11 protein-coding genes are annotated in these 12148 nt (G+C 63.1%); 10 read left to right on the top strand and 1 reads right to left on the bottom strand.

The genetic code is table 11. The annotated features are described in order from the left end of the window. Nucleotides 1–31: 31 nt before the first annotated feature. From ACFULT_RS23070 to ACFULT_RS23060, 3 genes are read left to right on the top strand one after another with little or no spacing between them, the layout of a single operon-like run. Entirely contained in the window at nt 32–1006 is a 975-nt protein-coding gene (locus tag ACFULT_RS23070; RefSeq protein ID WP_378482641.1) for an amidohydrolase family protein, read from the top strand. 41 nt (nt 1007–1047) lie between these two features. Further along, on the top strand, nt 1048–1470 hold the full coding sequence (locus ACFULT_RS23065) for a limonene-1,2-epoxide hydrolase family protein (RefSeq protein ID WP_378482640.1): 423 nt from the start codon (nt 1048–1050) through the stop codon (nt 1468–1470). Between the two features lie 4 nt (nt 1471–1474). Further along, the gene (locus ACFULT_RS23060; RefSeq protein WP_378482639.1) at nt 1475–2227 is read left to right on the top strand and encodes a cyclase family protein; all 753 of its coding nucleotides are present in this window, start codon (nt 1475–1477) and stop codon (nt 2225–2227) included. 75 nt (nt 2228–2302) lie between these two features. Here ACFULT_RS23060 and ACFULT_RS23055 read toward each other — a convergent pair whose 3' ends face one another. Then, nucleotides 2303–2788 carry a MarR family winged helix-turn-helix transcriptional regulator gene (locus ACFULT_RS23055; protein ID WP_378482638.1) on the bottom strand — a complete coding sequence of 162 codons (486 nt, stop codon included), beginning with the start codon at nt 2786–2788 and terminating at the stop codon, nt 2303–2305. 117 nt (nt 2789–2905) lie between these two features. On the opposite strand from ACFULT_RS23055, the gene ACFULT_RS23050 reads away from it, so the two are divergent. From ACFULT_RS23050 to ACFULT_RS23020, 7 genes are all read left to right on the top strand, one after another. Next, nucleotides 2906–3751 (top strand): p-hydroxycinnamoyl CoA hydratase/lyase, encoded by an 846-nt coding sequence (locus ACFULT_RS23050; protein ID WP_378482637.1) that lies wholly within the window; start codon nt 2906–2908, stop codon nt 3749–3751. A gap of 10 nt (nt 3752–3761) precedes the next feature. Next, a complete protein-coding gene (locus ACFULT_RS23045) occupies nt 3762–5234 on the top strand; it encodes an aldehyde dehydrogenase (protein ID WP_378482636.1) in 1473 nt (490 codons plus the stop codon). 12 nt (nt 5235–5246) lie between these two features. Next, nucleotides 5247–6794 (top strand): class I adenylate-forming enzyme family protein, encoded by a 1548-nt coding sequence (locus ACFULT_RS23040; RefSeq protein WP_378482635.1) that lies wholly within the window; start codon nt 5247–5249, stop codon nt 6792–6794. Nucleotides 6795–6869: 75 nt separating this feature from the next. Then, the gene (locus tag ACFULT_RS23035; RefSeq protein WP_378482634.1) at nt 6870–8078 is read left to right on the top strand and encodes an FAD-dependent monooxygenase; all 1209 of its coding nucleotides are present in this window, start codon (nt 6870–6872) and stop codon (nt 8076–8078) included. Next, nucleotides 8075–9154 (top strand): maleylacetate reductase, encoded by a 1080-nt coding sequence (locus tag ACFULT_RS23030; protein ID WP_378482633.1) that lies wholly within the window; start codon nt 8075–8077, stop codon nt 9152–9154. Before ACFULT_RS23035 ends, ACFULT_RS23030 begins: the two co-directional genes overlap by 4 nt. Next, entirely contained in the window at nt 9151–10086 is a 936-nt protein-coding gene (locus tag ACFULT_RS23025) for a dioxygenase (protein ID WP_378482632.1), read from the top strand. The genes ACFULT_RS23030 and ACFULT_RS23025 overlap by 4 nt, the downstream gene beginning before the upstream one ends. Further along, the gene (locus tag ACFULT_RS23020; protein ID WP_378482631.1) at nt 10083–11915 is read left to right on the top strand and encodes an acyl-CoA dehydrogenase; all 1833 of its coding nucleotides are present in this window, start codon (nt 10083–10085) and stop codon (nt 11913–11915) included. Before ACFULT_RS23025 ends, ACFULT_RS23020 begins: the two co-directional genes overlap by 4 nt. Nucleotides 11916–12148: the final 233 nt, after the last annotated feature.

The following is a 12148-nucleotide window of genomic DNA, read 5'->3' as shown; positions in this document are numbered from 1 at the left end:
GACCGTTTCGTTCTTTTGATATCGAGGAGAAATGATGCGCCGCATAGCGTTGGAAGAAGCTTTCTGGCTTCCCGAACTCGGTGAGGAAACCCACCCCTTCGGGCACCTCACGCCGCGAAATCGCGTGTGGGTCGATCACGTGCAATCGAGGTTGGTCGACCTGTCCGAAGAACGACTACGAGACATGGACGAGCACGGCATCGACATGCACGTGCTGTCGTTGACATCGCCAGGCGTGCAGGCGCACACCGACGCCACGAGCGCCACCCGTGATGCCCGCCGTTCCAACGAATTCCTCGCGCGCACCATCGCGGCCCACCCCGACCGTTTCGCCGGTTTCGCCGCTCTGCCCACTCAGGACCCGGAGGCCGCGGCGAAGGAACTCGAGTACTCGGTGAAGGAACTGGGCTTGCGCGGAGGTCTGATCAACGACCATACCGGCGGGCGGTATCTCGACGACCGTGCCTACGACGTGATGTGGGACAAGTTCGAGGAACTCGAGGTTCCTCTCTACATTCACCCGAACGCGGTCTCAGCTCAGTCCCTACACGTTCTGACGGACTACGAATACTTGTCCGGTGGCAGTTTCGGCTGGTCTGTCGCTGTCGGTGGTCACGCGCTGAGATTGATCTACGGCAAGGTTTTCGACCGCTTCCCGAACCTCACGGTCATCCTCGGTCACATGGGCGAATTCCTTCCCTTCCAGACGACGCGGTTGGACAGCCGACACGCCAATCTCACTCTGCCCGATCCGCCGAAGCTGACACCGTCGGAATATCTGCGACGCAACTTCATGATCACCACCAGTGGAGTCTGCTCGCATTCGGCCGTCGTCGGGGCCGTCGCAGCTCTCGGTGCGGACCGCGTCATGTTCGCGATCGACTACCCCTACGAGGAAACCTCGACGGCCGCGCAGTTCCTCGACACCATTCCTCTTCCTCAGGATCAGCTCGAACAGATCGCCTACCGCAATGCCGAACGCGCACTCGGACTGCCGTCCGCGTGAGGTTCGACGACACACTCACCCGCACCCGAAAGGAGCTCGCAATGTCGACATCCGCTGACGTTGTCCGCCAGTTTCTCGATCATTTGAACGCCCAACGCATCGACGACGGCATGGACCTGCTCGCCGAAGACGTTTTTTACCACAACATTCCGATGGATCCCATGACCGGTCGAGAAGCCGTGCGCGCATTCGCACACGAGTTCGGCATGGGTTCTCGGCTCCAGGTCGACTGGCAGTTGGTGTCGCTGGCCAGTGCCGGGGACGTCGTACTGACCGAACGACTGGACATCTTCGCTGCCGCAGACGGCAAGCGAATCGCAATCCCCCTCATGGGTAGCTTCCGCATCAAGGACGGGCTGATAGCCGAATGGCGGGACTACTTCGACCTGGCCGACTTGCAACGCCAGATGGCGGCCCTGGAAGCGCCCGCCGATGCTGCTACCGCCGACGGTCCGACGGAGTAGCGCCATGAACACTGAACTGTCCGCCTCGAACCTGGCGGAACTCGGGTCCCTCGTTCGGAATCTCCGAATTCACGATGTGACACCGGATCTGGGTCCTGACACTCCGATGTTCTTCCCCAATCCGGCCCCGATCATGCGGCCGTTCGCGCGCCACGCAACAGAGGGTGCAGCGTCGAACACCTGGGAAATTCACGAACACTCCGGTGCGCATGTCGACGCGCCTTTTCATTTCGACGAACACGGCAAGACCACCGACGAGCTGGCAGCGGATGTGCTGTTCATGCGGCCGTTTAAGAAGTACGACCTGTCGCCGTTCGACCTGCAGCCCGGACAACCTGCGTCTCTGGACCAGATCGAAACCGCCGCAGCGACGGGAGGGTTCACGCTCGACGCCGGCGACGTCGCAGTCGTGGACTTCGGGTACGACAAGTATCTTCCGGGCGAAGCAGCGGCGCGCGAACCACAATGGTGGGGACGCAATCAACCGGGACTATCGGAGGAGGCGTGCGAGTATTTCGCCGCAGCACAGGTGACCGCAGTTGCATCCGATACCTCGGCCTGCGACCTCTCGGTGGCGGACGGTGCGATGTCAGCGGGCACCGGTCACGGTCACCATTTTCTTCCCCGGGGGATTTTGATCGTCGAGTGCCTCCGGGGTCTCGGCGCCGTCCCCGCAACGGGATTGATTGCGGCACTGCCCCTCAAGCTTGCAGGAAGTACAGCTTCCCCCCTACGGGTGCTGTTGCTCACCGACTGATACAGACCGACGTTGCGAAACGTCTAAGGCTTGGATGTCCTGTACCCGGCCTCGCTGGGGCGGGGTGCAGGACACTCAACGACGGGTCGAACCCGCCAAGTTACGGACACAGACGGCCATAGCGTCCCGCATCGCGGATATTTGCGGTGCGGACAGTCCCGCCAGCAGGCGATCCTCCATGGCGTCAGCCTCCTGCTCGCACCGACGCAGCACTTCGGTGCCCTCGGTCGTCAGGTAGTTTCGCAGCACTCGCTTCTTCTCTGGATCCGGTCGCCGCTCGATGTAGCCGTTGCGTACGAAAGCCGCCACCATGACCTGCATCGACTGGGCGGCGACGAATGAGCGTCGAGCCAACTGCGCGGACGACAATCCTGGTGAGCGCAGCAGAATGCTCAGCGCTGCGTACTGCGGAGTCGTCAACCCTTGGGTCTGCAGTCGCGCGTCGAGGTCTTGCCGGACCGCGGACTCCAACTGCTTGACCAGGTACGTAACCCGAGACGGCGCTGCGTGGTGCTCGGCAGCTGCACCATCGGCGTCCCCCTGGAGAAGTTCTGCAGTCATGGTTGACAGGTTATCAGAGTCGCTGATAATTTCGAGTTATCAGAATCACTGATACCACTGTCGGAGCGAACCAAAGCCCGCCCAGGTTCACGCCCGAAATTCGAATGGAGACAACCGATGTCCACTGAGTCAGATCTACCTCAGGGCGAGACCATCCGTGTCGAGATCGACGACAACCGCATTGCATGGCTGTATTTCGACCGCCCCGAAAAGCGCAACGCCATGAATCCCACCTTGAACCGTGAGATGTTCGCTGCCCTGGACGCTCTCGAAGACGACGATCGCGTCGCTGTGGTGGTGCTGACCGGTACCGGTGACTCGTTCTCCGCCGGAATGGACCTCAAGGAGTACTTCCGCGAGACCGACGGCAAACCTCGTTCGGTCCAGCACCGGGTCCGAGGAGAAGGAACCAACTGGCAGTACCGCAAGCTCCTGAACTACGCCAAGCCCACCATCGCCATGGTCAACGGTTGGTGCTTCGGCGGCGCATTCGTTCCTCTCGTCTCGTGCGACCTCGCACTCGCGTCCGAAGACGCCACTTTCGGTCTGTCAGAGGTCAACTGGGGCGTCACACCAGGGAACTTGGTGACCCGCGCGCTGGCGGAGACCATCCCGACTCGCGATGCCATGTTCTACATCATGACCGGACAGCACTTCGACGGCCAGAAAGCAGCCGACATGCGTTTGGTCAACGAGGCAGTCCCTGCCGATCAACTGCGTCAACGCACCATCGACCTGGCGCTGCAGCTGACGAGCCTGAGCCAGTGGGTCGTGCGCGGCGCCAAGATGGGGTTCCGTCACTCACGGCTCATGTCCTGGGAAGCAGCGGAGGACTACCTCTATGCCAAGCACGATCAAGCGATCCTGTTCGACAAAGACGCTCGTGAACAGGGCATGACGCAATTCCTCGACGACAAGACGTACCGGCCCGGGTTGGGCACGTACGCCACCTCGGCAGAGTAGGGCCACCGCCATGACCACGATCGAGTCCGACGTCGCCACCGTCTCCCTGCTGATCGGGGGCAAAGCCACCGAGCCTGAGGGCGCGCGCTACACCGACAAACATCGCAGGCTGACCGGAGCCCGCATCTCCCGCGTCGCCGCGGCGACGGCCGCAGATGCGCGCCGAGCCGTCGATGCCGCCGTCGATGCCGCCCCAGGGTGGGCCTCGACGCCGCCCGCCGCCCGTCGACAGGTTCTCGAAAAGGCGGCACAGCTGCTCGACGACCGAAGCGACACCATCTCGGCCACGATGGGACGGGAAATGGGCGCCGCGGCCGCGTGGTGCCACTTCAACGTCATGCTCGCCGCGGGAATGCTCAGAGAAGCCGCGGCGCAGGTGTATTCCACGGTCGGCCAGGTCATTCCATCGAATGTCCCAGGCTTGACTGCTTTGGCGGTTCGCGAGCCCGTCGGCGTCGTGGTCGGAATCGCACCCTGGAATGCACCGATCATCCTCGGTGTCAGAGCGATCGCGATGCCGCTCGCCTACGGCAACACTGTCGTTCTGAAGGCGTCGGAAGAGACCCCCGCTACCCACGCGGCGATCATCGAATGCCTCATCGACGCCGGTGTTCCTGCCGGTGCAGCCAACCTGGTCACCAACGCTCCGGAGGATGCGGCCGACGTCGTCGAAGCACTCATCGCCCACCCTGGTGTCCGATGTGTCAACTTCACCGGATCGACGAAAGTCGGCCGGATCATCGCCGAGACAGCCGGACGGTATCTCACTCGCTCTGTCCTGGAACTGGGAGGTAAAGCTCCCTTCGTCGTCCTCGCCGATGCAGACCTCGAGGCGGCGGCCGCGGCTGCCTCCTTCGGCGCCTTCATGAATCAGGGCCAGATCTGCATGTCCACCGAGCGGTTGATCGTGGATTCCTCCATCGCCGCAGAGTTCACCGACCTGCTCGCAGCGCGGGCACGCACGCTCGTCGTCGGGGATCCGGACGACCCCGCCACTCAGCTCGGCCCGCTCGTGCACGACGGTGCGGTTCGCCACGTGGAAGAGTTGGTAGCAGATGCGGTTGCACACGGCGCCACCGTGGTCACCGGCGGCACATCCGATGGCCTGTACTACCCGCCGACAGTGCTCACCGGCGTCACCTCCGACGCACGGATCTACACGGAAGAATCGTTCGGACCGGTAGCACCGATCATCACCGTCGACGGCGTCGAGGAAGCCATTCGAGTCGCCAACGACTCCGAATACGGACTCTCCGCGGCCTTGTTCACCCGCGACGTGGGGCGCGGGCTCGAACTCGCACACCGTATCGAGTCCGGCATCTGCCACATCAACGGCGCCACCGTGCACGACGAGGCGCAGATGCCGTTCGGCGGTGTCAAGGCAAGCGGATTCGGCCGCTTCGGGTCGACCGCCGCCCTGGAAGAGTTCACCGAGTTACGTTGGATCACAGTCTCGTCCAGCGATCGTCACTACCCGATCTGACCGGAGCACTTGATGGACACCCTCATCCAACACCGCTTGCGCGAAGTACCGATCGGCGCCGACTCCGGCGTTCGATACGGAGAACTGATCGAACGACGGGCCGCACGCCAACGCGACCGAACTGCGATCGTGTACGCCGACGAGCGTCTGACCTACGGCGAGTTGCTCGAGCGTATTCTGCTCACCGCGCAGGCGCTCGCGGACAGAGGTGTCCGTCGAGGTGACCGGGTGGTCTGCTGGTCGGAGAACCGGCCGGAGGTGTTGATCACCCTGTACGCCACAATGCGCGTCGGGGCGATCTTCACACCGGTCGGAATCGCCTCCAGGCCAACGGATGTGGCGTACATTCTCGATGACTTGGCCGCGACGACGCTTCTGGTGTCCGACCAGACCGCCGGGCAGGTGCCCGAGATACAAGCAGCGGCGCGACCTCGAATTCTGCCGCTGGCAAATATTTCGGATGGGTCCTTCGCATCGTCGTCCACCGAAACCGGCCAACGCACCTCGCAGGGGACCGCTGCAGACACCGAGGCGCTGGTGGTCTACACCTCCGGCACCTCCGGACATCCCAAAGGTGTCGTACTGACCCACGGAGCGCTCTTCGCGAACAGTCTCAACACAATGTTCGGGCTCGACATCGTGTCCGACGACGTCACCTTGGTCAACACCCCGTTTTCCCATGTCGCTGCGCTGAATTCGCTCGCAGTAACCACCCTGGTCAAAGGCGGGACCGTGGTGATCGACAGCAAGTTCGATGCCGCGAGGTGCCTCGAGCAAATCTCCGAGCACAAGATCACCAGTATGTTCGCGGTACCGTCGATGCTCGCACTGTTGGAGCGAGCGCCGGGGTTCGCGACCTCAGATCTGTCGAGTCTGCGGTGGATACTCGGGGGCGGCGCCCCCATGCCGCCGGCCCTCGTCGCCCGCTGGTCAGCGTTGGGAATCCCGGTGCTCGCCAGTTACGGCCTCACCGAAGCTGGGCCGTCGGTCAGCTTCCGCAGGACCAGCGAGGCGGCCGGCAAATCCGACTCCTCCGGCGCGCCCGCACTTCTGACCGACCTACGCATCGTCGGGCCCACCGGAGAGGACCTGCCAGTCGGCACCGTCGGAGAGGTACACGTGCGAGGCGCCCACATTGCGGCGGGGTACTGGCACAACGACGTGGCGACCGAAGAGGCGTTCCGTGACGGCTGGCTCGTCACCGGAGATCGCGGATTGATCGACGAGGACGGCGACCTCTGCATCACCGGGCGATCGAAAGACATCGTCATCACCGGTGGTGAAAACGTCGACCCCGCCGAGGTCGAACACCTCATCGTTCAGCACCCCAAGGTTCGCGAAGCGGCCGTCATCGGACGCCCCGACCCACTCTGGGGCGAGATCGTCGTGGCCGTCGTCGTCTCCGACGAAGAGATCTCACTCGACGACCTCCAGCTGTTCCTGAGGCCGCAGCTGGCGAAGTTCAAGATTCCTCGCGCCATCGAACACCGCACCGAGTTACCCCGCAGCGCCGTCGGAAAACTGCTTCGCCGTCTGCTGAACACCGAATCAACCGACTGAGCAACCAGTCGGTCGCACTCCTCGACTCGGCTGCGGCAGCGAAATTTCCAACGTAAACGAGAAAGGCCAGAGAGTATGAGCACAGCATCGACCGGTACTCCCCGGATCGCCGTCGTCGGAGGCGGCATCGGGGGGTTGAGCGCCGCCGCGTTCATGCACCGTGCCGGCCTCGACGTCACGGTATACGAACAGGCCCCTGCTCTCGGGGAGGTCGGCGCCGGGCTGGTCGTGTCCCCCAACGCTATTCGCATGATCCGCAGACTGGGGCACGTCGAGGCGTTCCTCGACAAAGCTGTAGCCCTCGATGTCGGTTGGGAGTTTCGCCGGTGGCAGGACGGGCGAGTGCTCTCCTCGGAGCAGATGGCCGGGCGCTGCGAAGATCTCTACGGTGAGCGCTCCTACGTCACCCACAGAGCAGACCTCGTGGACGCGCTTCGTTGCGCAGTCCCCGAACATCTGGTTCGCCTGGGAACACGATGCATCGACGTGACCGACCGAGGTGACACCTTCGAGCTGGCCTTCGCCGACGGCTCCACTGCGGTCGCAGATGTCGTCGTCGGCGCCGACGGGATTCACTCGGTCGTGCGAAACCACATCACCGAGCCATCACCGGCCGAGTACTCCGGAATGTGCGCCTACCGCGCCCTCGTCCCCGCCGCCGACGCTCCCGAGCACTTCAGGCGCCCGGTGCAGACGTTGTGGCTCGGACCGGACCATCATCTGGTGCATTACCCCATCTCGGGCGGTAACTACATCAATATCGTGGCTTTCGCTCCCGCCGGCGATGTCGTGGACGAATCCTGGAGCGCCACAGCAACAGTGGACGAGCTCTTGGCCGAGTTCGCAGGCTGGGACAGCAGATTGATCGAGCTGATCGCACGAGCCGACACCCCGGGACGGTGGGCATTGCTGGATCGTGCTCCCTTGCAGAACTGGTCCAAGGGTCGGATGACACTGCTCGGTGACGCCGCGCACCCGATGTTCCCGTTCTACGCCCAAGGCGCAGCTCAATCGATCGAAGACGCAGCTGCTCTCGCCCAGAGCCTGTCGGACAACCCCACCGACCCGGAGACTGCACTGGCGCACTACGAGGCCGTACGCAGACCTCGCACAACCCGAATACAAGAGCTCAGCCGCAACCGCAAAGAGATCAACCACCTACCCGACGGCCCCGAACAGACCGCACGAGACGAGGCCTTGGCCGGCTCCGATGCACTCGCCGACAGCGCGTGGCTCTACGGATACGACGCCGAACTCGAAGCAGGGTCGGCGGTGGCGCAATGACCGCGTTCGTGCACACCACGCACGCCCAGCGCGTGTTCTTCGGAACCGGAGATGGCCCACGTCACCTCGGTGCCGAAGTCGAGCGACTCGGTGCCGAGAGGATCATGCTCATAGCCGCCGACCAAGAGACCTCGCTGGCCGCCGAGGTGATCGCAACTGTACCGGTGACGCGCCGGTGGAACGACGTCGCACCGCACGTGCCGATCGCCACGGCGCAGGCCGCGACCGCTGCCGCCCGAAACGACGCCATCGATCTGATGATCAGCGTGGGCGGAGGATCGACTACCGGTTTGGCCAAAGCCATTGCACTCGAGACCGGCATCCCGATCGTCGCCGTCCCGACTACCTACGCCGGGTCCGAAGCGACCAACGTCTGGGGATTGACCGAAAACTCCCGCAAGACAACGGGAGTCAACGATGTGGTCTTGCCGGTGAGCATCGTCTACGACGCGCGCTTGACGGCATCGTTGCCGGTGGAACTGTCCGTAGTGTCCGGGCTCAACGCGCTGGCTCACTGCATCGACTCGATGTGGGCGCCGCGCACAGACCCGATCGACAAAGCCCTGGCAGGGGAGGGAATCGCAGTTCTCGCACGCGCACTGCCGGAGATAAGGAACGACGCTGGACAGACCCTGGCGGGCCGCGAAGACGCCCTCTACGGCGCGTACCTGTCGGCCGTGACGTTCGCTTCTGCGGGTTCCGGACTGCACCACAAAATTTGCCACGTCCTCGGCGGCGCCTACAACCTGCCTCATGCGCACACCCACGCGATCGTGCTTGCTTACGTGACCGCATTCCTCGCGCCGTTCGCTCAGGACGCAGAACGACGTATCGCCTCCGCTTTCGATGCCACCGATGCCTTGACCGGCCTCAACGACCTCCGCGCGGCCGTCGGTGCTCCTACCGCACTACGCGATCACGGCTTCGATGGGAGCGTCATTTCCGAGGCGGCGCACCTGATCCTGCCCTCGGTACCACCGGGTACGCCACGACCAGTGACCGCCGACGACCTCGAGGTGCTACTACGCGCGGCCTGGGCCGGCGATCCCCCCACGAAGGAGATGTTCCGATCATGAGCAACACGATCGACCACCCACCCCTTCACGACGAACAAACACGCCGCGAGCAGGCTCTGACCGAGACCGTGGTGGCAAGCTTCGACGGCACCCCGGACGCCCGTCTGAAGCAGCTGATGCAGTCGCTGACTCGGCACCTGCACGCCTTCGTCCGCGAGCTTCGCCTCACCGAAGACGAATGGAACACCGCCATCGGCTTCTTGACCGATGTCGGCCACATCACCGATGACCGTCGCCAGGAATTCATTCTGCTCTCCGACGTCTTCGGTGTGTCGATGCAGACGGTCACCGTCAACAACGAAGCAGACGCCGACGCGACCGAAGCAACTGTGTTCGGCCCGTTCTTCGTAGAGGACTCCCCCTCGATCGAACTCGGCGGAGATATTGCCGGCGGTGCATCCGGTCAGCCCTGCTGGGTCGAGGGAACAGTAACTTCCACCGACGGGACACCGATCGCCGGAGCGCACATCGAAGTCTGGGAAGCCGACGAAGCCGGCTTCTACGACGTCCAATACGACGGCACCGAACTCGCAGGCCGCGCGAACCTCACCGCCGACAGTGCCGGCTGCTACTTCTTCTGGGGACTGACCCCCACCCCGTATCCCATTCCTCACGACGGTCCAGTCGGCCGCATGCTCGCAGCCACCAACCGGTCGCCCTACCGAGCGAGCCACTTGCATTTCAAGGTGAGCGCGCCCGGTCATCGAACGTTGGTTACACACATCTTCGTTCGAGGCGACGAGTTGCTGGGATCCGACAGCGTCTTCGGAGTACGCGAATCGTTGATCGCAGAATTCACCGAACACTCGTCGGCGACACCGACTCCCGACGGACGCGCGATCGGGGACCGCTCCTGGACCAGCACCCGATTCGACATCGTCCTCGCGCCCACACGTGCGAAGACCGACTCCCATTCCGAGAGGCACCGATGAGCCATTACATCAGTAATCTGACCGACATCAAGTTCGACCTGCTCGAACTCCTCGATCGTGATTCGGTATACGGCACAGGGGTGTTCGAAGACTTCGGAACCGACTCCGCCGACACCGTCCTCAACGAAGCGGCCCGGTACGCAGAAACCAAACTGGCTACGAGTTTCGCAGACGCGGACCGCGAATCGGTGACGTTCGACGCGGCGACGAACAGTGTGCGGCTTCCCACCGCATACCGCGAAACCGCCGCTGATTATCTCGACTCGGGATGGCTCGATCTGGACCTACCGCACGAGATATCCGAGCAATCGGTGCCGCCGTCCCTGTCGTGGTGCGTCACAGAAATGATGCTCGGAGCCAACGCTGCGATCCCGCAGGGCCTCAACGTCATTCCGCAGGTGGTGCGACTGCTGCATGATCACGGTAACGCCCAGCAGAAGCAGTGGGCGAAGCTGATCGTCGAACGCAACTGGATGGTGACGATGGTGCTCACCGAACCCGACGCGGGTTCGGACGTGGGCGCCGGGCGAACGCGCGCGACACCCCAGGCGGACGGCACCTGGCACCTCGAAGGCGTCAAACGATTCATCACGTATGGCGACCACGATCTGACAGAAAATATCATTCACCTGGTCTTGGCCCGACCGGAGGGAGTCGAGGGTGTCGGCGGGCCAGGGACGGGGGGGCTCTCGCTGTTCGTGGTACCCAAGTTCCATTTCGATTCCGAGACGGGCGCACTCGGGGAACGGAACGGGGTCTTGGCCACGGGACTCGAACACAAGATGGGCATCACCGGAAGCCCGACCTGCGAGATGACATTCGGATCCGACGCACCAGCGGTGGCGTGGCTGCTCGGAGATCAGCATGCCGGAATCAAGCAGATGTTCGAAATCATCAAGCACGTCCGGATGCTGGTCGGCGTCAAGGCGATGGCCGCGCTGTCCACCGGTTATCTCAATGCCCGCGCCTACGCACTGGACCGAGTGCAAGGCCAGCAGCTCGGTGCACCGCATTCGTCGAAGCCGGTCTCCATCATCGATCATTCCGATGTGCGGCGATCGCTGATGACGCAGAAGGCGTACGCAGAGGGCATGCGCGCGATGATTCTCTACACCGCAACCCAACAGGACCGACTCGCCCAAGCGAAGTCACAGGGTATTCACGACGCCGAAGCCGACGCCTGCCACCAACTGATGCTGCCCATCATCAAAGGTTTCTGTTCGGAAACCGCCTGGAGAGTGCTCGGCCAGGAGAGTCTGCAGACATTCGGTGGGTCGGGCTATCTCAAGGACTACCCGATCGAGCAATACGTGCGGGATACCAAGGTGGACACTCTGTACGAGGGCACCACCGGAATCCAAGGCTTGGATCTGTTCAGTCGCAAGATCATGCGCGACAACGGTGCAGCCTTGGAACGCCTTATCGCGGAAATGTCGAAAACGAGCGACTTCTCCGAACTCGGCACGTTCGGCGAGGAACGGGAAGTTCTCGACGCGGCCATCACCGCTGTTCGCGAAATGGTCTCGCTGCTGACCGAACGTTGGGGCAGCTCGACCGACAAGACGCGCAGATCCCTCGCAGCTCAGGACACGACAGGCTTACTCATCGCGCTGGGTACGTTGACGTGCGGTTGGTTGTTGCTGCGTAGCGCAGACGTCGCCGCGGCGTTGATCGAGGGTGGAGCGTCCAAGGACCGCGACTTCCTCACCGGAAAGGTCGCTACCGGGCAGTGGTACGCCCGCCACGTCCTGACCAAGCTGCCCGCAGAGCTCGAGGCAATGAAGCTCAGCGACGCACAACTCAACGAGCTCTCTCGCGACTGCTTCTGAGCTGGTTGACGGGCAATGCGGATCCTTCGGCTTTGCTTGACTGAATCGCTCCGAGAACCGGCGTACGAAGCCTCGGATTTGGCCCCGAACACAACGTAGATGTGGTAGAAAACACTATGATTGACTACCAGTCAAACTGAGCCCCGTAAGGCCGCGGTCGGCGCCACGGCGGAACCCGCCTGCGGCCCCGGTCGCATCTCCACTCCATGGGCACCGAACGACGTTCGTGCCCC

The organism is Rhodococcus sp. NPDC057297, assembly GCF_042667435.1.
Classification (GTDB): domain Bacteria; phylum Actinomycetota; class Actinomycetes; order Mycobacteriales; family Mycobacteriaceae; genus Rhodococcoides.
Note: the sequence above shows the minus strand (reverse complement) of the source record. Positions and strands in the feature narration are given on the sequence as shown.

Excerpts from the sequence above, each read along its gene's own strand:
- ACFULT_RS23070 (WP_378482641.1), top strand. The coding sequence starts at position 32 with ATGATGCGCCGCATAGCGTTGGAAGAAGCTTTCTGGCTTCCCGAACTC.
- ACFULT_RS23065 (WP_378482640.1), top strand. The coding sequence starts at position 1,048 with ATGTCGACATCCGCTGACGTTGTCCGCCAGTTTCTCGATCATTTGAAC.
- ACFULT_RS23060 (WP_378482639.1), top strand. The coding sequence starts at position 1,475 with ATGAACACTGAACTGTCCGCCTCGAACCTGGCGGAACTCGGGTCCCTC.
- ACFULT_RS23055 (WP_378482638.1), bottom strand. The coding sequence starts at position 2,788 with ATGACTGCAGAACTTCTCCAGGGGGACGCCGATGGTGCAGCTGCCGAG.
- ACFULT_RS23050 (WP_378482637.1), top strand. The coding sequence starts at position 2,906 with ATGTCCACTGAGTCAGATCTACCTCAGGGCGAGACCATCCGTGTCGAG.
- ACFULT_RS23045 (WP_378482636.1), top strand. The coding sequence starts at position 3,762 with ATGACCACGATCGAGTCCGACGTCGCCACCGTCTCCCTGCTGATCGGG.
- ACFULT_RS23040 (WP_378482635.1), top strand. The coding sequence starts at position 5,247 with ATGGACACCCTCATCCAACACCGCTTGCGCGAAGTACCGATCGGCGCC.
- ACFULT_RS23035 (WP_378482634.1), top strand. The coding sequence starts at position 6,870 with ATGAGCACAGCATCGACCGGTACTCCCCGGATCGCCGTCGTCGGAGGC.
- ACFULT_RS23030 (WP_378482633.1), top strand. The coding sequence starts at position 8,075 with ATGACCGCGTTCGTGCACACCACGCACGCCCAGCGCGTGTTCTTCGGA.
- ACFULT_RS23025 (WP_378482632.1), top strand. The coding sequence starts at position 9,151 with ATGAGCAACACGATCGACCACCCACCCCTTCACGACGAACAAACACGC.
- ACFULT_RS23020 (WP_378482631.1), top strand. The coding sequence starts at position 10,083 with ATGAGCCATTACATCAGTAATCTGACCGACATCAAGTTCGACCTGCTC.